Consider the following 22,230-nt stretch of genomic DNA (forward strand, 5'->3'; position numbering starts at 1 on the left):
TATGATTGTTTATTCGTAATTTTGTAGCGTTAAACGAATAAACAATCATAATGATGAATACAACGAAAATCTTGGCTTTCAGAAAGCCGTTACTGATGATTGTATGGCTGCTTGCCATGCAGGGCGCAGCTTTTGCGCAGAATCTGCGGGAAACTTTCTCTTCTCCCAATGGAAAGATTGAATGGAAGGCTGAGGGTGAGGAAAATAAGGTGAAGGTTTTTGAGGTAGCTTATCGCGATGCCTGTAAAGGAAATAAGGAAAGCCAGGTGCTTCATATTACCGGTTATGGTTTGAATACCAGTGATGGTGGAGGAAGAAATCTAGTCTTGAAAGACATTTCCAAACCCAAGTATATTTCGGAGCATTATCAGATGCTCATGGGAAAGAAGAGTGAATGCAAGAACGAGGCGAATGAAATAGTTTATACCTTTGAGGATGATCTGCAGCGCCCGTTGCGCATGGTGGTTCGACTTTATAACGATGGCGTTGCCTTCCGTTATGAGTTGGAGGGTTTGCAGCATACGTCAATCAAGCAGGATTTGACTACTTATCATATCAGTGAAGGCACGCGCCGGTGGTTTCAGGAATGGACGGAGTCTTATGAGAATTTCTTCCCTTTATCCACTACCGGTAAAGGTGGAAAACAACATTGGGGCTATCCTTGTCTGCTTGAGCAGAATGGTGTGTACTCTCTTATTACTGAAGCTGGTATAGAACGAATCAACAGTGCCTCTTCCTTGAAGAATGGGCAGAATCCGGAGGACTATCATGTGTTCCTGGATGAAAACACACAGCATTATTCGGGTAATTGGAAATCTCCCTGGCGAGTGGTTGTCATTGGAAAGAAGCAGGATCTGATAGCTTCGACCCTGGTAACTGATGTCAGTGCCCCTTGTCGTCTGAAAGATACTTCATGGATTAAACCGGGAAGTGTAAGCTGGATTTATTGGGCTTACAACCATGGCTCAAACGACTTGAATATCATTAAAAAGTATGTAGATATGGCGAAGACCTTGCATCTGCCATACGTATTGATTGATGCAGAATGGGATGAGATGAAGAATGGAGCCACCATCGAGGAGGCTTTGAAATATGCTAAGGATAGGGGTGTGAAGCCTTTGCTTTGGTATAATTCTTCTACTGCATGGATTAAGGCTTGGGGTGCACCAGGTCCTCACAATAGACTGAATGCTCCGGAAAACAGGGAGAAGGAGTTTGCCTGGTTGGAGAAAATGGGCGTAGCTGGAGTGAAGATTGACTTCTTTGCTGGCGATAAACAGGAAACGATGGAGTATTGCATCGACCTATTGGAGTGTGCGGCACGCCATCATCTTACGGTTAACTTTCATGGTGCTACTGTTCCCCGCGGCTGGCAGCGCACTTATCCCAACCTGCTCTCTACCGAGGGTGTGTATGGAGCGGAATGGTATAATAATGAATCTGTGCTGACAAAAAAGGCTGCTTGCCATAATGCTACCTTGCCATTTACCCGCGGCATCGTGGGCTCGATGGATTATACGCCTTGCACCTTTTCTGATTCTCAGCATCCGCATATCACTACCCATGCTCATGAGTTGGCTTTGCCAATCTTGTTCGAGTCGGCTTTGATGCATTGGGCTGATAAGCCGGAGAGTTATCTTGCCCAGCCAAAGGAAGTGCAGGATTTTATCTCGAACATGCCGACTGCATGGGATGAGACGCGATTGCTCAGTGGTTATCCGGGCGAAAGTGTCGTGATGGCTCGCAGAAAGGGAAGCACCTGGTATGTGGCTGGCATTAATGGCAAGGATGAATCCCAGAAACTGGCCCTGAATTTATCTTCTCTGACAAAGCAAAACTCACGTGTTGTTTTGTTCGAGGATAGCGGAACGGCAAAAAATCCTTGGAAAATTTCATACCGTAAGGTTAGGGGTATGAAAGATTATATCAATGCACAGCCTCGTGGTGGCTTTGTGATGGTTATCAAATCCAAAAAACGCTTCGCACCAAACAAAGTGCGAAGCGTTTTTTTAGAATGTATTGAATGTATTATTTGATGTGGATGGTGTAATTCTTGCTGATGCCCTTGTAGGTGCATTTCACATAAGCCTTGTCTTGCAAGGTCTTAGGCTGAAGAATCTCTATCTCCACCTCCTTGTTGTCGGATGATGCAGTGATGCGTGGTGCGCTCTTCTCGCCTGTTTGCAAAGAGGCGATGACATCATACTCATTGTAACCGAAGTTGCCATTCTCATTGGTCATTCTCGTTGGAATGGTAGGAACATCCAGTTTTCTGCCGTTCATCTTGATTTCGATGGTAGGCGATATTGGGCATTCCATGTTCTCGCCCTTCTTGGTGAATCCGAGGCCCTCCAGTTCGCAAAGTTGCTTGCCCTCACCTTCGGCGATGAGATAGATGGCATGTTTCTTGCCGATACCATCTACCTTGTCTGCTACGTCCAGTGTCAACTTTTGGATTCCCTGCGCTGAAGTCTGGGCAGGAACCGTTAGCTCACCAAGCAATTTGCCTTTCCATGTCTTGTTTGCCCATGGACCATCCATCATTACTTTGATTTTGAAGCTCTTTTGCGTTTTTGCCTTCACAAAGATATTAAGTTGGGTGCCGTTTCCTTTTTTTGTTCCCTCAAAAGGTTGCAATCCTTTCTGTGCTTTGCTGAGACCGCCGAATCCGAAATACTTGAATCCAACGATGTCACCAGCGTTCATGTTTACAGGCATGTGGTTGTTCCATACGTCCCAGGCATCCTGCATGGCTTGGTTGTTGCTCAGATAGCTGGCGATACCAGCAGAATAGTAGTGGTATGGATTCAAGCCGTATATCTGGAATCCTTCCGAAGTGACTTCTGCTCCCGTGTATTCTGTGTTGTCGGATGCTTTGGCGGTCCAGATGCCTTTCTTGTTGTATGGATCGTATGCCCTGATAACCACTTTTCCGCCTTCTTCCACAGATTTCTTATCCCATTGGATGGTAACGGGAGCAACGACAGACTGACGGGCAAACCCAAATCCACGTGGTGGGCGATGATAGAACACATACCATTGACCGTTGATTTCTTGTAGGCTTCCATGGGTGTTATGGGCGGCATTGCTGGTGATTAACTTGGTGCCGTCTTCGTTAGGAACCACTCCACGTGAGTCAACCAATACACCACCATTCTTCCATGGACCTAATGGGGTGTCTCCATAGGCATATCGCAAGGTGGAGTTGGTGTTGCCTAATCCGTATTCCTTTCCGGAATAGCCGGAGTAAATCATCACATACTTGTTGCCTACTTTTCGGATGGATGATGCCTCGAAGAAGTTGAAATCTGTAGGCTTCTGTCCCTTGATGATAGGGTAGGTTGTTCCCTTAGGGTCTCTTACGTTGCCTTGTGCGTCGCAAGCTGGCAGCGAGTACTTGATGAGCTCAGTACCTGGTCTGAGCGAGTACATGGTGCTAGGGTCGAGTTGTGCGGCTGATGAATGTTGGAATCCCCAGTAGCCGTATGCTCTGAATCCTGTGTCGTAATCTGGATCCTTTGGGTCAGTGATATTCTCGATGTATACGGAAGGGTCGAAGTCGAGGATGCTGCCTGGCAGCTCTTCCGTTCCATCTGCATTGAGGTTGATGGGAGTGAAAGGACCATCAGGTCGCTTGCCTTTGCAGACCATTCTCACACGCTTGTATCCTCGGGAGTGAGGATAGAGATAGTAATCTTTTGTTCCATCTTTTCGTTTTATCTCTACCAAATCGGGAGCAAACATGGTGTCCCATTGATTGTTGATGTGATAGGAAAAAATGGCTCCCTCGTCTCTCCACTGGGTGAGGTCTTCTGTTGGGGCAGACCACATGCGTATGTCTGATCCGCAGTAAGACTTGAAGGATGTGTCGTGAGAGCCTATGATGTAAGCTCTGTACTTCCCTGGGTTGTCAGGGTCTTCGAATACTCTAGGTTCTCCGTCTGGCACATGCTCCCAAAGTGGGAGATATGGATTTTGTGCCATGCAAGGAGTGCTGAGCGAAAGCAATGGGATGGCTGTGAGCATGAATCCCATGCACTGATTTTTGATTTTTGTCATATTGCTATATATTATTATATGTTTGTGCTTGCAAAGTTATAAAAATAATGATATAATTGATGTTTCGTATGTTCCTTAAATATATAGTTTTGTTACAAGTTTAAATTTGCGATGTTTTTGCAACATATAGAAAGGTGATCTATGTTAATGGTAAGATGGCAGGTCATCATGTTAGCGCTTTAGTCTTAGATGTTGACTTAATTGGGCAGTATTTATCATATTTTTGTTGATGTGGGAATGTACGCCAAAGTGTTTGGAACATGGAGAAAAGTTGTTCTTGGAGCAAAGTTGTACCTTTGCATAAAAAAGGGAATAGGTGGGGCAATCCCCTTCTTCTCTATTTTTCATAATTTCTCTATTTTAATAATATTACAGTATGAAATTTCAAATGAAGATCAACTTTCCATGGTCAAGGCCTCTCTTAGCCTGTTGTTTTGTGATGTTTGCTCTCACTGCAATGGCTGATTCCTTTATCAGCTTCCGACAGCAAGGGGGAGCATTTCCTATTTCCACCGCCTCTCAGATGTCTGGTATCTGCATGGATGCTCACGAAAAACAAGGTGTGAAAAGAGCTGCGGAAGACCTGCGTAAGGATATCTATACCGTGTCGGGTCGTTCACCCAGAGTGTGCTGCCAGGGCGAGGATGTGGTGCGTTATCCCATCCTCATTGGTACATACGGAGTGAGTGAAGCTATTACTCGCCTTGCCAAGAAAGGCATCTTGCCAGAGCGTTCGCTCAAGGGCAAGTGGGAGAGCTTTGTCATCAAGACCATTGATCATCCTGCCAAGGGTATGGAGCGTGCCTTGGTGGTGGCAGGTAGCGATATGCGTGGCACCATCTATGGCATTTACGAGATTTCCCGACAGATGGGGGTGTCGCCTTGGTATTGGTGGGCGGATGCGCCGATAGCCAAGCATGAGGAGGTCTTTGCCAAGCCATGCTCCGTGGAGAGTGGAGAGCCGAAGGTGAAATATCGTGGTTTCTTCATCAATGATGAGTTCCCTTGTATGACCACCTGGGCTAGAAATAAGTTTGGGGGCATGAACGGCCAGATGTATGCCCATGTCTTCGAACTCCTTCTTCGCCTCAAGGCAAATTGCCTCTGGCCTGCCATGTGGGGCTCGTTCAAGGAATACAAGCCTTTGGTACCTATCCTGAAGGATGAGAACGGATTGTATGAGGGCAACTGCTTCAATGAGGATGATCCGGAGAATGCCCGACTGGCTGATGAATATGGCATCGTAATGGGTACCTCGCACCATGAGCCGATGCAACGCTCGCAGCAAGAGTGGATTCGACATAAGAAGAACTATGGCAACGGTGAATGGAACTGGTTGACCAACAAGAATGCCATCAAACGTTTCTTCCGAGAGGGAATCGAGAATAGCAAGGGTTACGACAAGCTCGTGACCATCGGTATGAGAGGTGACGAAGACCGTCCGATGACCGATGCAGGTAGTAGAGAGGCTAACTTCCGGCTGATGGAACAGATCATTTCGGAACAGCGAAAAATCATAGCTGATGTCACCAGGAAACCAGCCTCCGAGACCCCACAGGTCTGGACACTCTACAGTGAGGTACTCGATTATTATGACCAGGGACTCAAGGTGCCCGATGATGTCATCGTGATGCTTTGCGATGACAATTTCGGTCATGTGCGCCGACTTCCTGATAGAAAGAAAAATTTCCACAAGGGCGGCTATGGTATGTATTATCATGTAGGCTATTATGGTGCGCCGAGAGCCAGCAAGTGGCTCACCATGTCGCATATCGCCGAGATGTGGGAGCAGTTGCAAGCCACTTATCAACATGGTGTGGATAAACTCTGGATGCTCAATGTCGGTGATATCAAGCCCCATGAGTTTGCCATCGACTTTTTTATGAACATGGCATGGAATCCCGATGCCTTCGATGCCAGCAACCTGGAGCAATATGCACAGGGATTCTGTGCCCAGCAGTTTGGTGATAAAGAGGCGAAAGAGGCTGCTCGTCTCTTGATGAGCTATGGAAGATATGCGTCTAGGGTGCAAGCCGAATTGCTGGATGACAAGACATACAATTTGCAGACGGGAGAGTTTAAGGGCGTACGGGATGAATTCCTGGCCTTGGAGGCACGAGCCCTGCGTCAGTATATCACCCTGGATGAGACTGCGAAAGATGCCTATCAAGAGTTGGTCCTCTTCCCTATACAGGGCATGGCTAATCTTTATGATATGTATTACTCTTTGGCGATGAACAAGCAACTCTATCGTGAGGGACGTATTGAGGCTAATACATGGGCAGATAGGGTGGAGGAATGTTACAAGAGAGACTCCTTGCTCTGCGACAATTATAATCACCATATCGCCAATGGCAAGTGGAATCACATGATGGATCAAGTGCATATCGGCTATCAAAACTGGCATGCCCCGCAGCATCAAGTTATGCCTATGGTATCTCGCATTCAGCAGAGTACCCCTTTTGCCGTTACGCAGCCTAGTACAGGCTACGTGTTCGAGCAAGATGGCGGCATGGTGGTGATGGAGGCAGAGCATCTCTTCTCACTGACACCTGCTGAATCAGAGAAGTCGCAGTGGAGACTCATCCCAGGTTTAGGACGAACGAAGTCGGGTATAGCTCTCTTCCCATATACCCAGCCAACAGCAGGAGCATACCTTACCTATAAGATGAGATTTAAGGCAGATGTGGATTCGGTGGATGTACATCTTGTTACCGATGCAGTGATGCCCTTTGTGCTGGGCGGTCATTATGTGGCAGTGTCGCTGGATGGTGGCAAGGAAGAGATTGTAGGGCTGAATCAGAATTTGAACTGGGAGCATAAGTACGACTTGATGTATCCTACAGCCGCATCGCGCATCATAGAGAAGAAGGTGAGGATGGCTGTAGAAAACACGGGGAAGGCTGAACATACCTTGAGGCTTCGTCCTATGCAGCCTGGTATTGTATTTGAGAAAATACTCATCAATCTTGGCGGGTATAAACCTACTCATCTAGGAATGCTAGAGAGTCCTTACGTGAGGTGAGGGCTCTCTTCTACCGTCTTCAAGAAACATTTCGGCATGTCGCCTACTGATTATGAAATGAAGTTTGGCGAAGAGGAAAATGTGAATGATGAGGAAGAATGATAGCATGAGTAATAATTAGAAAAGAAAAAGGAACATAGTGAAAAGCTGTGTTCCTTTTTTTTTGCTACTTTTGCAGCGCAAATAACAATTTGAAATACTGATAATTAATTTAAATCATAAAATGACTAGATACAGAATGATTTTATCCCTGCTTTTGGCTGGCATGGGAACTGCAGCAACAGCACAGAACATCAACTTGCCAATCATCCAGACCAAGTACACTGCCGATCCTGCACCTTATGTGCACAACGATACGGTATATCTCTATACCACCCACGATGAGGATGGGGCTGAGGGGTTCCTGATGAAAGACTGGCTGCTCTATACCTCAACAGATATGGTGAACTGGCAAGACCGTGGTGCCGTAGCTTCATTGAAAGACTTCAAGTGGTTTAAGGGTGAGAATGGTGCCTGGGCAGAGCAGGTTATCGAGCGCAATGGCAAATGGTATATGTATTGTCCTATCCACGGTCATGGCATCGGAGTGCTGGTAGCAGATAGTCCATACGGACCGTTCAAGGATCCTCTCGGAAAGCCGCTGGCATGGGAGGGCGACTGGTTCGACATCGACCCTACCGTATGGATTGATGATGATAACCAGGCTTACATGTATTGGGGCAACCCCGTGTTGAAGGCAGTGAAACTGAACGAGGACATGATTTCTTATTCTGATTCCATCATGCACTTCCCGAAGATTCAGGATTATCAGGAAGGTCCTTGGTTCTGGAAGCGCAATGGCAATTATTATCTGTCTTATGCTTCTACCTGCTGTCCTGAGGGCATCGGTTACGCGATGAGCAAGAATCCGCTCGGACCATGGGAATATAAGGGACATATCATGAACCATACGCCTCGTACTCGAGGCAATCATCCGGGCATCATCGACTACAAGGGCAAGAGCTATTGCTTCGGCTTGAATTATGACATCTTCCGTTTGAAGACGGGACGTCATGCTGAGCAGCGTTCTGTATCTGCTGCCGAGATGACATACAATCCTGACGGAACCATCCAGGAGTTGCCATACTTCCAGGACTGCAAGCTGGAGCAGATAGAATGGTTCAACCCTTATCGCCAGGTTGAGGCTGAGACAATGGCTTGGGGATATGGATTGAAGACGCAGCCTAAGAATGAATGGGCGCAGAAGAATAAATGGAATCAGATAGTAACTGATATTGATGAGAATGAGTATATCCTCGTGAAGGGCGTTGACTTCAAGAAAGGTGCAAGTAAGTTTGATGTTTCTGCCTCTTGTCACATGTTGGGCGGCAGCATCGAAATCCGTCTTGATGGGGTAAACGGTCAGTGTATCGGCAAGGTAGATATCAGCAACACCAAGGATGAATACAAAACCTTCTCTACCCAGGTGAAGAAGGTAAAGGGTGTTCATGATCTCTTCTTCGTTTTCAAGGGAGGTGATATCCAGAAACAGAACCTCTTCTTCCTGGATTGGTGGCAGTTTGGGGAGTAAAAGTTCAGTCAAATAATAAATGTAATCAGTAAATAAGAAAATGAAGAAACAACTAATGATTGCTCTGCTGAGCATTGCGCCAGCCTTGGGTGTTGTGGCGCAGGATAAACTTTATAAGGATGAGTTCCCGCTGGGCGACATCACCCTTCTGGACGGACCATTGAAGCATGCCCGCGACTTGAACGTGCAGGTGCTCCTGAAATATGATTGCGACCGCATGCTGGCCCCTTATCGCAAGGAGGCTGGCTTGCAGCCTCGCAAACCTTCTTATCCCAACTGGGATGGACTGGACGGACATGTGGGCGGACATTATCTGTCGGCTCTTGCCATCAATGCAGCCACAGGCAATGAGGAATGCCGCAAGCGCATGGAATATATGATATCCGAACTCCAGCTGGTGCTTGATGCTAACAATCAGCGTCCTGAAGCCTGGTGTCATAACTATATAGGTGGTGTTCCGAATAGTGCCAAGATGTGGACAGCTTTCAGTAAGGGCGATTTCGGACCTTACTTTGGAACATGGGCACCTTTCTATAACATTCATAAGATGTATGCTGGTCTTCGTGATGCATGGCTCTATTGCGGCAATGAACAGGCAAAGAATCTGTTTCTGAAGTTCTGTGATTGGGCTGTGGACATTACGCGTGATCTGAACGATGAACAGATGGAGAAAATGCTGGGTAACGAGCATGGAGGTATGAACGAGGTGCTTGCCGATGCATACGCTATTACCGGAGAGCAGAAATATCTGGATTGTGCCCGCCGCTTCTCCCACAGACAGTTGCTTGTGCCTTTGGAAAACGGCAAGGACTGCCTTGACAATATGCATGCCAATACGCAGATTCCGAAGGTTGTCGGCTATCAGCGCATCGCTGAGTTGGCTCATGATGTGCAATATCATAATGCCAGCGAGTATTTCTGGGAAATTGTGACACGTCAGCGCTCGCTGGCTTTGGGTGGAAACAGTCGTCGTGAGCATTTCCCAACCAAGGAAAATTGCATAGACTATATCAACGACATCGATGGTCCTGAGTCATGCAATACTTATAATATGCTGAAGCTTACTGAGGATTTGAACCGAGTGAAGCACGATGGTATGTATGGCGACTTTTACGAGACTGCGATGTTCAACCATATCCTCTCTGCCCAGCATCCGCAACATGGCGGCTATGTTTATTTCACTTCCGCCCGTCCTCGCCATTATCGCAACTATTCTGCCCCTAATGAGGCGATGTGGTGTTGTGTGGGAACAGGCATGGAAGACCATGGAAAGTATGGTCAGTTTGTCTGGACGCACGATAAGGGTGTGAAGGCGGAGGATGATGCACTGTATGTGAATCTCTTCGTGGCTTCCGAGTTGAACTGGAAGGAACGGAAGATGGTGATTCGTCAGCAGACCGCTTTCCCATACGCTGAGACATCTCATATAGAAGTAACTAAGGGAAAAGGTATCTTCACCTTGAAGATTCGTAAACCATCTTGGTGTGATAACTTCACCGTGAAGGGTGTTGGTTTTGATGCCAATAGTTATGAGGAGAATGGATTTGTCTGCATCAAGCGCAAATGGAAAAAGGGTGACCAGGTCGAAATCTCTATGCCTATGCATGCTTACATCAAACCGATGATCAATGTGCCTCAGTATGTGGCAATCATGTATGGTCCTATCCTGCTCGGCATGAAGACGGGAACGGAGGATATGCGTTCGCTCATTGCTGACGACAGTCGTTTCGGACAGTATGCCGGTGGTATGAAGTTGCCGCTCGATAAAGCTCCAATCCTTCTGCCTAAGCATCTGAATGACATCGCCAAGGACTTGAAGCCAATTCCTGGTAAACCATTGCACTTTAAACTTGCCACCCGAATGGAGAATGCCATTGATGGTGAACTGCAGCCTTTCTTCGAGATTCATGATTCCCGCTATATGATGTATTGGTTGGCACTCGGTGAGAATGATTACAAGGCTTATATGCAGAAGTTGGCTGATGAGGAAACAGCCCGTCAGGCTTTGGAGGCTAGAACTGTGGATAAGGTGAGCCCTGGAGAACAACAGCCGGAGACCGACCATCGTATGGAGACCGATGATTCGGACAAGGGTAATACAGAGGGTATCTTCTTCCGTGATGCAAAGGATGGTCATTATTTCAGCTATCTGATGCAGACCAAGGGAGAGACAAATCTTAGCCTTCAGCTCAAGTTCTGGGGACAGGATGAGTGGCGTACAAGTGAGTTTGATATTTATGTCAACGACAAGTTGCTTTGCAGCGTGAACAACAGTCATCGCTGGCGCACCACACAGTTTAAGACCGTTGATTATGCCATTCCTTCAGAGTATGTTAAGGGCAAGAAGGAAATAAGAGTGAAGTTTGTGGCTCATAAGGGCAAGCAAGTTGGACAGATTTATGGAGTTCGACTTGTGAAGAATTAATTGAAGTTAAAGTAGTTATCACTCGCTACGGTCGTTCGGGAAGTTAAGAGACAATAGTCTTCTAGTTTAAAATGTAGGACATTTGTCCCTTAACTTCCTTCTTACTTCCCTAACTTTACTTAACTTCCCCACATGCGAAAGTTCAGTTTTTCATAATTTCTCTATTTACTAAAAATTACAGTATGAAATTTCAAATGAAGGTCAATTTTCCATGGTCAAGGCCTCTCTTGGCCTGTTGTTTTGTGATGCTTGCCCTCACATCAATGGCTGATTCCTTTATCAGCTTCCGACAGCAAGGGGGAGCATTCCCTATTTCCACCGCCTCTCAGATGTCTGGTATCTGCATGGATGCTCACGAAAAACAAGGTGTGATCCCATCCTCATTGGTACATACGGAGTGAGTGAAGTTATTACTCGTCTTGCCAAGAAAGGCATCTTGCCAGAGCGTTCGCTCAAGGGCAAGTGGGATAGCTTTGTCATCAAGACCCTTGATCATCCTGCCAAGGGCATGGAGCGTGCCTTGGTGGTGGCAGGTTCTCTAGTGGGGTATTCGGTTGCCATTCAATGGTCTTTTCTATGACATCGTTAATGTATTCAAACAGATTGATGCCAATATCAGTGATGTGCCTGTAAGTATGTTGACATCGAAGTCGGAAATCTCCGACCGTCTTCAAAAAACACTTCGGCATGTCGCCTACTGATTATGAAATGAAGTTTGGCGAAGAGGAAAATGTGAATGATGAGGAAGAATGATTGCATGTGAAATAATTAGCAAAGAAAAAGGAACATGGTGAAACGCTGTGTTCCTTTTTTTTGTCTACCTTTGCAGAAAAAATCAATGAATAATAAAATCTTTCTTATTTTCTTATGAAGAAGTATCTCTTATTAGTATTTGTGCTGCTAGGCATCATCTCTACAGCTGATGCAGCCAAACAGTTTGTGAAGTTTGATGTAACTTTAGCAGATAAGGCCCTTCGCCTGACGGGTACGAAGGATTCCATCCGCTACTCTTCTTCCGATTGGAAGGGAGTGAAGATGGCTGTTGCAAACTTGCGCAATGATCTGCGTCAGGTAACGGGCAGCGAATGCGCTCCCATCTTGGTGGCCACTGTAGGCAAGAGCGAACTTGCCAAGAAATATCCCAAGCATTGCAAGCTGCTGAAGGGAAAGTGGGAACAGTATCTCATCTTTACCGATAAGGGGCAACTTGTCATTCTAGGCTCCGATAAGCGTGGCACCATCTATGGTATCTATGAGTTGTCTCGCCAGATAGGTGTGTCGCCTTGGTATTGGATGGCTGATGCGCCTATCCAGCATCATGACCAATTGTATATCCTTCCTGGCACTTATACCGATGGAGAACCCAAGGTGAAATACCGTGGCATCTTTATCAATGACGAGTGGCCATCTTTTGGTGGATGGTGCGGCAACCAGTTTGGGGGCATCAATTCCAAGGCTTATAGCCATATCTTCGAACTATTGCTCCGCTTGAAAGCCAACTATTTCTGGCCTGCCATGTGGGCTACTGCCTTTAATGAGGATGACCCCAAATCACCACAGTTGGCAGATGACATGGGCATCGTGATGGGTACCTCCCACCATGAGCCGATGATGCGAGCACATAAGGAGTATGTGCGTCGCAAGGCTGAGGTGGGTCCATGGGATTATGCACAGAACCCTGAGCGCATCGAGAAGTTCTTCTCTGATGGCTTGAAGCGGAACAGCAAGTATGAGAACATCATTACCATTGGTATGCGAGGTGATGGCGATGTGGCGATGGGCAACGGCAAGGACGAGGACAACATCAAGACATTAGGAAAAGTGATTGAAGCACAGCGTCGCATCATCAAGGATTGCTATGGCAAGCCGGCAAGCTCTGTGCCGCAGCTCTGGGCTATCTTTACCGAGGTGCAGCGATACTATGATGCAGGTTTCAACGTACCTGATGATGTAACCCTGCTCTTCTGCGACAACAACTGGGGCTATATCCGCCGTAAGGGTACCGCCGCAGAACGCAAGCGCAAGGGTGGACTGGGCTTGTATTATCACATCGACATGAATGGTGGTCCATGGAACGACCGTTGGGTGAACACCACAACCATCCCGAAACTCCGTGAGCAGCTGCATGAGGCATACGCCAGCGGCATCGACCGCATCTGGATCATCAACGTGGGCGACTTGAAGCCGAAGGAGGTGTCTATCGACTTCATCATGGACTATGCATGGAACCCAGATGCGGTGAAACCAGGAGATGAACTGCCATGGTTGGAACGATTCTCTCAAAGCATCTTCGGAGAGAAATATGCCAAGGAAACAGCCGACTTGATAGCCAAATACAGCAAGTATAATCTTCTGCGCAAGCCTGAGGCTCAGGTGCCAGGCTTGTTTAATGAGCATGAGATGCTGGTGATGTCACAGCGTTGGCAGTCGTTGGTGGAAAGGGCAGAGCTGTTGCGCAAGCAGATGCCTAAGGAGAAGCAGGATGCTTTCTACCAGTTGGTTTATTATCCAGTGGTGGCAAGTGCTGGTGTGGCAGAAATATACAATCATGCCACCATGGGTGACAGCCTCGGTGTGGAGGTGTTGATGAAGAAAGACCAGCAGTTGAACGACTATTATAATAATGTGTTGGCAGGAGGCAAGTGGAAAGGCATGATGATGGATAATCACATCGGTTATACTAAATGGTCAATTCCAGACAAGAATCGCAACCCGATGACTTTGGGTATGAAGGTGGAGCATCCGTTAAATGTACCTGTTTCCACCACGGAGATTGGCATTCCTGCCTATCAGTACTGCCGAATCAAGGAAGGCAAGAATGCCAAGTGGATATTCTTGCCAGACTTGGGCAGAGGTAAGGGATGCATGGGCATCGACCATGTGATGGCAGCAAGTGAGCCGGATGGCAAGGGGGCATCGCTAGAATACGATTTCGAACTTTCTTCTGATATGCAGCAGCTTTCCATCGCCCTCGGCATTCTGCCAACCCAGGATGTCTATCCAGCTCGTGGTCTTCGCATCGGAGTGCAGATAGACGACCAGCCCTTGCAGATTGTGGATGCTCGCGCAGGATTTGTGGATACCTTTGCCGAGTACACTCCTCAGAACCTCGCTGTGTCCAAGGTGTTGAAACCATTGCCTGAGCAGCCTAAACTGGTTTTGAATGGTTGGTGGAAAGGGAAGAAGCAGTTGCGAAGAGATGAAATCTTTGACAACCAGCGTTGGTTGGCAGCTACATCATCATCTGCAGTCAAGGCTGGTAAGCATACGCTTCGTATCGTGATGATAGACCCTGAGATTGTCTTGGAGCAGGTGGTTATCAATCCAGACAACAACAGATACAGCTATTTCGGGCAAAACTTTTAGGTAAAGATGTAAAAACGGTGTGTTTCTTTTGAAATGCACCGTTTTTTTCTTACACCATGGTTGTTTTGCTAAAGTATTTGTAACATACAGCAAAGTAAAATGTCTGTTTTATTGCTACCTTTGCGCTCAAAAATAGTAACTAATAATTTTGGACAAACAATGAACAATAAGTTTTTGATTGCTTCGGCTTTGTGCATGAGTATGAGCGCAACGATGAATGCGCAGAATCCTATCGTGCAAACACAGTTGACTTCAGACCCAGCTCCTCTTCCTGTCGGTGACCGGCTTTATGTCTATGCCGGTCATGATGAAGATAAGGCTGACTTCTTCTGGATGAACGAATGGCGTGTGTATTCCACTACTGATATGGTAAACTGGACCGACCATGGTTCTCCGCTCGACCTCAGTTCTTTTTCCTGGGCAGACGACCGTGCCTGGGCAGCACAGACCATCGAACGTAATGGTAAGTATTACTGGTACATCTGTGCGCACTCTAAACTGACGGGCGGAATGGCTATTGGTGTAGCTGTGGCAGATTCTCCTACAGGTCCGTTCAAGGATGCGCTGGGAAAGCCGCTTTTTGATAATGGAAGTTGGGATAATATCGATCCAACGGTTTGGATGGATGAGGATGGTCAGGCTTACCTCTATTGGGGTAATCCACATCTTTACTATGCCAAACTGAATGAAGATATGATCAGCTTCAAGGGTGGTATAGATGCTAAGGCAGCTGTTGATGAAAAGCGTGAAGTGGGCAGAATCGTGATGACTGAGGAGGGATTTGGTTCGCCTGACGTGGAGAAGCGCGATTCAACCCGAAAATATAAAGATTGCTATACAGAGGGTCCTTGGTTCATGAAGCGTGGCAAGAACTATTATATGATTTATGCAGCAGGTGGAGTGCCTGAGCACATTGCTTACTCCATGAGCAAGAAGCCTTTCGGTCCTTGGAAATACAAGGGAGAAATCATGCCTTTGGAAGATACTGGTTCCTTTACCAATCATTGCGGTGTTACCGACTTCAAGGGCAAGTCTTATTTCTTCTATCATACGGGTAAACTGGGTGGCGGATTCGGACGCAGCGTAGCCGTGGAAGAATTCAAATACAATGCCGACGGCACCTTCCCAATCATCCATCATACCCAGGAAGGAGTGGCTCCTATCGCAACCCTCAATCCTTACAAGCGTCAGGAAGCTGAAACCATCGCTTTCTCTAAGGGTGTGAAGTCGGAGCAGACCGATGATACGGGTGTTTATATCTCAGAAATCCACAATGATGATTATATCAAGGTACGCGAGGTAGATTTCGGAAATGCGAGTCCGGATGCATTTGCCATCTCTGCTGCGTGCTCATCGCTCGGCGGTTCACTGGAGGTTCATCTTGATAAAAAGGATGGTGAACTGGTGGCAAAGATAGATGTCAGCAAAACTGGTGGCTGGGAAAAGTGGAAGACTTTCTCGGCACAAATGATGAAGAAAGTGACAGGAAAGCATGATATATACTTCGTTTTCAAGGGATTGAAGGGAAGCAAACTCTTTAATTTCGACTGGTGGAAGTTTGAAAAGAATTTCGCCAATCCTGTGGTTTGGGCTGATGTGCCTGATGTGGATGTAATCCGTGTGGGCGACAGCTTCTATATGGTAAGCACCACCATGCATCTGATGCCGGGTGCGCCTATCATGAAATCGAAGGATCTGGTAAACTGGGAAACAGTGAACTATATTTTCCCTAAACTCACCGATTCGCCTAAGTATGACATGAAGGAGGGTACGGTGTATGGTCGTGGTCAGTGGGCTACATCTTTGCAGCATCATCGTGGCAAGTTCTATGCGCTCTTTGCTCCTAACGACAGTCCTGGTGGAGAGACTTATATCTGCACCGCCGATGATATCGAGGGTAAATGGACCATCCACAGCCGTTTGCAGCATTTCCATGATGCCGCTCTATTCTTTGATGATGACGACAAGGCATACGTGGTTTATGGCACGGGAGAGATGGTGCAGCTGAATGCAGACTTAACCGATGTGGTGCCAGGCAGTCACCGCAAACTCTTTGAACGTGATGCTGATGAAACAGGCTTGCTCGAAGGTTCCCGTATGATTAAGCATAATGGCAAGTATTATCTCCTGATGATTTCATGGACCAAGGGGCATCCGCGCCGTGAAGTGTGCTATCGTGCAGATAAGATAACGGGTCCTTACGAAAAGAAGGTGATTTTGGAGACAGAGTTTGCTGGATTCAACGGTGTGGGACAAGGTACGATTGTAGATGATAAGGATGGCAACTGGTATGGTATTGTATTCCAAGATCGTGGTGGTGTAGGAAGAGTTCTCACTTTGGAGCCATGTACCTGGAAGGATGGATGGCCTATGCTGACCGATGAGAAGGGCAATATTCCTGCCCAGATGCAGAAGCCTGTACTGGGTTATGACGGCAAGGGACTCGTGTATAGCGACGACTTCTCTAAAGACAAGCTGGAATTGCAGTGGCAGTGGAACCACAATCCGGTGGATGATGCCTGGTCGCTCACAGAGCGCAAGGGCTGGCTCCGCCTGAAGACATCCCGTATCGTTCCTAATATCTTCCTGGCTCCAAATACCATCAGTACCCGTACCGAAGGACCAACCTGCGAGGGAATCATCAAGATGGATGTGAGCAAGATGAAGGATGGCGATGTGGCTGGTCTGTCTGCCTTCCAGGGTGATGCAGCCCTGCTTTCTATCGTGAAGGAAGGCAAGAAGCTCTTTGTAGTAGGTACCAAGGAGAGTGTGGCTCTGACGGATAAGGAGAAGGCGGTGACCGGTGTAAAACGTGAGGAGGTATATCGCCAGCCTTTGAATCTGAAGCAGGATAAGGCAACGAAATCAAGCATCATCTATCTGAAGATGAGTTGCGATTTCCGTCTTCATCAGGATCTCGCCACCTTATTATATAGTATAGATGGAAAGACCTGGATTCCTGCCATCAAGGATTTTAAGATGCAGTATGATTATCGACGTCTCTTTATGGGAACCCGTATCGCCATCTACAATTATGCCACAAAGGCTGCTGGCGGTTATGTGGATGTGGATAGTTTTGAGTATCATAAAGTAGAAAAGTAATGAGAAATAGGATAATAGTGGGAACTGTGGCTTTGGCGTTCTTTCTTCCGTTGTCGATGGCTGCGAAGAGGGAGGCATCTGATAATAGTACCCGACTTTGGTATAACGCCCCTGCCCAGCAGTGGCTGGAGGCTCTGCCTATCGGAAACTCACATCTGGGAGGTATGGTGTATGGCGGAACCACGGACGAGAATATCCAGTTGAATGAGGAGACTTTCTGGAGTGGCGGTCCCCATAACAACAACAGTAAGAAATCCCTGGAGAATCTGCCAAAGGTGAGGGAACTCATCTTCAATGGCAGGGAAGAGGAGGCGGCTGCTCTCATCAACCAGACCTTCATACCTGGTCCTCATGGTATGCGCTTCCTGCCCATGGCAAATCTGCACATCAGCATGAAGAATCAGGGAAAGGCTGGGCAGTTTGTGCGCGACCTGGACTTGAAGAGGGCGATTGCCACGACTTCTTTCGTGATGGATGGCGTAAGATATACTCGTACTACCTTTGCTTCGCTGGCTGATGGCGTCATTGTTTGCCACATCAAGGCGAGTAGAAAGGGTGCCCTGAATATCGATGTTACCCTGGATTCGCCTTTTGAACATCAGACTCAGAAAACGCCTTCAGGGGTTATGCTGAAGGTGAAGGCCCAAGACCAGGAAGGCATCAAGGCGGCTCTCACTGCCGAATGTGTGGCAGATGTAAGGACGGATGGCACCGAGGCAACCATCATCGTGAGTGCTGCCACTAATTTTGTGAACTATCACGATGTGTCGGGCAATGCAGCCCAGCGCAATGCTGACTATATAAATAAGGTGAAACTAATGAGCTATGCACAGTTGGAGAAACGTCATGTGGAGGCTTACCAGAAGCAGTTCGCTACTTCTTCTCTGATTTTGCCAACCGATATCAATGCTTCGTTGCCTACCAACCAGCGCCTGGAGAAATTTGCGGGCAGCAAGGATATGGCGATGGTGGCGCTGATGTATAACTATGGTCGCTATCTGCTCATCTCCTCTTCCCAGCCTGGTGGACAGGCGGCAAACCTGCAGGGCGTTTGGAACGACAGCAAAAATGCACCTTGGGACAGTAAATATACCATCAACATCAATACGGAGATGAACTACTGGCCTGCCGAGGTAACGAATCTCGGTAACACCACGGAACCTCTGTATTCGCTGATTAAGGATTTGAGCGTAACGGGAGCACAGACGGCTAGGGAAATGTATGGTTGTCGTGGTTGGATGGCACACCATAACACCGATATCTGGCGCATAGCAGGTCCGGTGGATGGTGCGCAGTGGGGCATGTTTCCGAATGGCGGAGCCTGGCTCACTACCCATCTCTGGCAGCATTATCTCTATACGGGCGACAAGGCTTTCCTCAAGCAGTGGTATCCGGTGATAAAGGGTGCTGCTGAGTTCTATCTCGACTATATGCAGAAGTTGCCAGGCACAGAATGGAAAGTAACCGTGCCGTCGGTGAGTCCGGAACAGGGACCTAAAGGAAAGAAAACTGCCGTAACGGCTGGTTGCACGATGGATAACCAGATAGCCTTCGATGCCTTGACCAGTGCCGTGAAGGCTTCTGAAATATTGGGTGTTGATGAGGCTGAGCGCAAGGAGATGCAGCAGCTGGTTTCGCAGATTCCGCCGATGCAGATAGGAAAGTACGGACAGTTGCAGGAGTGGCTTGTGGATGCGGATGATCCGAAGAATGAACATCGCCATATCTCGCATCTCTATGGATTGTATCCATCCAATCAGATTTCTCCTTTCTCTCATCCGGAACTGTTCCATGCTGCTGCCACCACTCTGAAGCATCGTGGCGACCAGGCTACGGGCTGGAGTCTGGGTTGGAAAACGAACTTCTGGGCACGTATGCTCGATGGCAATCATGCTTTCAGAATCATCAGCAATATGCTTCGTCTGTTGCCATCTGATGCGCAGGCAAAGGAATATCCTGATGGCAGAACCTATCCGAATCTCTTCGATGCCCATCCGCCATTCCAGATTGACGGCAACTTCGGAGTAACAGCCGGTATCGCCGAAATGCTCCTGCAGAGTCATGATGGAGCCGTGCATCTCTTGCCAGCCTTGCCTGATGCCTGGAAAGAAGGAAGCGTAAAGGGACTTCGCGCCCGTGGCGGCTTTGTGGTGGATATGGACTGGAAGAATGGCAGACTGATGAAGGCGAAGATTCGTTCCACCATCGGAGGCATCCTGCGTCTCCGTTCATACGTACCGCTGAAGGCGAAAAAGCTGAAGAAGGCAGAAGGAACATGTCCCAATATCCTTTTTGCATCTGCAGAAGTGAAATCTGTAGTGGAACAGCATCGGATAGCAGAAGGAGTGAAGGTTCCTATTCCTGACGTATATGAATATGACTTGGAAACAGAACCAGGAAAGACTTATCTGATTAAATAATGTCCTAAAATTACATTTGTTGCCATAAAAGTATCATTTTGTCCACCTCTGGTTGGATAATTATTCGTACTTTTGTGGCAATATTTTTTATAATAATCTTTTAGACCTATAAATGAGAATGAAGAAATTATTATTTGCAACCTGTTGCATCGCTTTTTTGAGCGCTTCTTTGGGAGCTGCGGCGCAGAAAAAATCTGTAGCCAAGAATGTTCTGACACAGACTTTGAATGGGAAATCTTGGTCGGCAGATAATGGTAATGGTACCTTTACAAACCCTTTGTTTTATGATGAGTTTTCTGACCCTGATATTATCAGAGTAGGGGAGGATTACTATCTGGCGGGTACCACGATGCACAGTGTGCCGGGACTGGTGGTTCTCCATTCCAAGGATCTCGTAAATTGGGAGTTCTCTTCCTATTGCTTCGACCGCTTTGATGATTCTGATGATTTTAATCTCCGCAATGGCAAGGAAGCTTACGGACAGGGTATCTGGGCACCTGCCATCCGCTATCACAACGGAAAGTTCTATATCTTCTCTAATATCAACGGACATGGATTGCAGGTGTATATCTCGGACAGTGCCAAGGGTCCTTGGACGCATCATAAAGTTAATGGCGATATCTACGACCTCTCTGTGCTCTTTGATGAGGATGGCAAGATTTATGCCGTGCACAAGTATGGCAACGTGACCGTTACGGAGTTAAAGCCTGATTTGAGTGGCCCGGTAGAGGGCAGCAGCAAGGTGGTGATTCCGGAAGGCAATGCGATGGGTGAGGGACATCATGTTTATAAAATCAATGATATGTACTATATCCTCTCTGCAGATTATTCACCGATGGGCCGTATGCAGTGTGCCCGAAGTAAGAGTATCTGGGGACCTTATGAAACCTGCGTAATTAGCGAGCGTGAATCGTATGGTTATGCTGCTGGATGGAGCGTAGGTAACATGGGAATCGGTCGGCCTTTGCCGGAAGATGGTTTCAGTTTCCAAAACAACAAGCCTAATGGTCTGAACCTGGGATGTGCTACCATTCATCAGGGTGGCATCGTGCAGGCTCCTGACGGAAAATGGTGGGGCGTTTCGATGCAGGACTTCAATGCCGTGGGAAGAACGGTGTGCCTGTCCCCTATCACTTGGGTTGACGGCTGGCCTTACTTCGGATTGGAGAAGAACCTGGGGCGCTCTCCTCGTACCTGGTTCAAACCGAATGATATGGTAAAGACACCACAGGCTCCATACGACAGATGTGATGATTTCTCGGGTAAAACTTTTAAACCGGTTTGGCAATGGAATCATAATCCGAATGACAAGATGTGGTCGCTGAATAAGGAGCGAAAAGGTTGGCTCCGTTTGCATTCCATGCCTGCCAAGCAACTGCTTTGGGCAAAGAATACATTGACGCAGCGTGCCATCGGACCTGTTTCTTATACATCTGTAAAGTTGGATGCATCCCGCTTGAAGGTAGGTGATGAGGCTGGTTTGGGTGCCATCAATGCGCCATACGCTTCATTGGGCGTTGTCAAGACGGATAAGGGGTTGAACTTGAGATGTTATGATCAGAATACCAACAAGGAAGTTTGGAAGCCGTTGGCTAAAAGTAAGGTAGTATGGTTGCGACTTTGGGGTGATTACGATAAGAGCCAGTTGCAATATTCCTATTCTCTGGATGGTAAGAACTGGGAGAATATCGGTGAGCAGATGCTTTCACCTTATCAGTTGAAGACCTTCCAGGGTGTACGTGTGGCACTTTATGCTTTCAACAAGAAGGAATTGAATGGCGGTGTGGCTGATTTTGATGATTTCAAGGTGGAGGAGCCGTTGGCAGACAGAACTGCCAATCTGCCTATAGGCAAGACCATAAGATTCTCTAATCTCGCTGATGGAAGTTTAATGGATGCTACCGGACATGGGTTGATGCATAGTTCTAGTAACCGAAAGGACATGAGAACTCAGGTGAAGTTTGTTGTGGAGGATAGAGGTAAGGGAAAGATTGCTTTGAAGACGGCTGACGGACGATATGTTTATATTGCTGGTGCTGGTTTATCTGGTGATGTTCGTCTGACTTCCGACTCTTCCAAGGCAGAGGAGTTTGTATGGCAGGATATGCTTTATAACCGCTGCATGCTGCTTTCTCTGAAGACTCAGCGTTATGTGGGTAAGAATCCTATAGATGGAAGTCCTTATTCTGCAGATTACCAAGGTGCTGATGCCGGCATGAAGAACGGCTGTGTTTTTACATGGGAAGTTGTTGAGTAAAGATAT

At 47.3% G+C, this 22,230-nt stretch carries 10 protein-coding genes; 9 read left to right on the plus strand and 1 reads right to left on the minus strand.

What is annotated here, in order from left to right:
* Positions 1 to 50: 50 nt before the first annotated feature.
* Positions 51 to 2,036, plus strand: coding sequence for a glycoside hydrolase family 97 protein (locus KUA48_RS11160; protein WP_228121582.1), 1,986 nt, complete (start codon positions 51 to 53; stop codon positions 2,034 to 2,036).
* On the opposite strand, the gene KUA48_RS11165 is transcribed toward KUA48_RS11160, so the two are convergent.
* Positions 2,029 to 4,035, minus strand: a complete 2,007-nt coding sequence (locus KUA48_RS11165) for a hypothetical protein (RefSeq protein ID WP_228114438.1) — start codon at positions 4,033 to 4,035, stop codon at positions 2,029 to 2,031. The two genes, KUA48_RS11160 and KUA48_RS11165, sit on opposite strands and share 8 nt — an antisense overlap.
* A gap of 481 nt (positions 4,036 to 4,516) precedes the next feature.
* Between KUA48_RS11165 and KUA48_RS11170 the strand changes: the two genes are divergently transcribed.
* The 8 genes from KUA48_RS11170 to KUA48_RS11205 all read left to right on the plus strand — a co-directional run bounded on the left by KUA48_RS11170 (position 4,517) and on the right by KUA48_RS11205 (position 22,224).
* A complete protein-coding gene (locus KUA48_RS11170) occupies positions 4,517 to 7,084 on the plus strand; it encodes a glycosyl hydrolase 115 family protein (RefSeq protein ID WP_256624433.1) in 2,568 nt (855 codons plus the stop codon).
* 223 nt (positions 7,085 to 7,307) lie between these two features.
* Positions 7,308 to 8,654, plus strand: a complete 1,347-nt coding sequence (locus tag KUA48_RS11175; protein ID WP_218432530.1) for a glycoside hydrolase family 43 protein — start codon at positions 7,308 to 7,310, stop codon at positions 8,652 to 8,654.
* A 40-nt stretch (positions 8,655 to 8,694) separates the two neighbouring features.
* Complete coding sequence (locus tag KUA48_RS11180; protein ID WP_218432531.1) at positions 8,695 to 11,079, plus strand: beta-L-arabinofuranosidase domain-containing protein; 2,385 nt, start codon at positions 8,695 to 8,697, stop codon at positions 11,077 to 11,079.
* A gap of 397 nt (positions 11,080 to 11,476) precedes the next feature.
* Positions 11,477 to 11,659, plus strand: a complete 183-nt coding sequence (locus KUA48_RS11185) for a hypothetical protein (RefSeq protein WP_218432533.1) — start codon at positions 11,477 to 11,479, stop codon at positions 11,657 to 11,659.
* Between the two features lie 287 nt (positions 11,660 to 11,946).
* Positions 11,947 to 14,445, plus strand: coding sequence for a glycosyl hydrolase 115 family protein (locus KUA48_RS11190; RefSeq protein WP_218432538.1), 2,499 nt, complete (start codon positions 11,947 to 11,949; stop codon positions 14,443 to 14,445).
* Positions 14,446 to 14,604: 159 nt separating this feature from the next.
* A complete protein-coding gene (locus KUA48_RS11195; RefSeq protein ID WP_218432540.1) occupies positions 14,605 to 17,547 on the plus strand; it encodes a family 43 glycosylhydrolase in 2,943 nt (980 codons plus the stop codon).
* Entirely contained in the window at positions 17,547 to 19,967 is a 2,421-nt protein-coding gene (locus KUA48_RS11200) for a glycoside hydrolase N-terminal domain-containing protein (RefSeq protein WP_218432542.1), read from the plus strand. Before KUA48_RS11195 ends, KUA48_RS11200 begins: the two co-directional genes overlap by 1 nt.
* A gap of 118 nt (positions 19,968 to 20,085) precedes the next feature.
* On the plus strand, positions 20,086 to 22,224 hold the full coding sequence (locus KUA48_RS11205) for a family 43 glycosylhydrolase (protein WP_218432544.1): 2,139 nt from the start codon (positions 20,086 to 20,088) through the stop codon (positions 22,222 to 22,224).
* Positions 22,225 to 22,230: the final 6 nt, after the last annotated feature.

The sequence above is a fragment of the Segatella copri genome, assembly GCF_019249795.2.
In the GTDB taxonomy this organism is placed as follows: Bacteria; Bacteroidota; Bacteroidia; order Bacteroidales; family Bacteroidaceae; genus Prevotella; species Prevotella copri_B.

What these genes read in the sequence shown, in the direction of transcription:
- KUA48_RS11170 (WP_256624433.1), top strand. Translation starts at nt 4,517, where the DNA reads ATGGCTGATTCCTTTATCAGCTTCCGACAGCAAGGGGGAGCATTTCCT.
- KUA48_RS11175 (WP_218432530.1), top strand. Translation starts at nt 7,308, where the DNA reads ATGACTAGATACAGAATGATTTTATCCCTGCTTTTGGCTGGCATGGGA.
- KUA48_RS11180 (WP_218432531.1), top strand. Translation starts at nt 8,695, where the DNA reads ATGAAGAAACAACTAATGATTGCTCTGCTGAGCATTGCGCCAGCCTTG.
- KUA48_RS11205 (WP_218432544.1), top strand. Translation starts at nt 20,086, where the DNA reads ATGAAGAAATTATTATTTGCAACCTGTTGCATCGCTTTTTTGAGCGCT.
- KUA48_RS11195 (WP_218432540.1), top strand. Translation starts at nt 14,605, where the DNA reads ATGAACAATAAGTTTTTGATTGCTTCGGCTTTGTGCATGAGTATGAGC.
- KUA48_RS11190 (WP_218432538.1), top strand. Translation starts at nt 11,947, where the DNA reads ATGAAGAAGTATCTCTTATTAGTATTTGTGCTGCTAGGCATCATCTCT.
- KUA48_RS11160 (WP_228121582.1), top strand. Translation starts at nt 51, where the DNA reads ATGATGAATACAACGAAAATCTTGGCTTTCAGAAAGCCGTTACTGATG.
- KUA48_RS11200 (WP_218432542.1), top strand. Translation starts at nt 17,547, where the DNA reads ATGAGAAATAGGATAATAGTGGGAACTGTGGCTTTGGCGTTCTTTCTT.
- KUA48_RS11165 (WP_228114438.1), bottom strand. Translation starts at nt 4,035, where the DNA reads ATGGGATTCATGCTCACAGCCATCCCATTGCTTTCGCTCAGCACTCCT.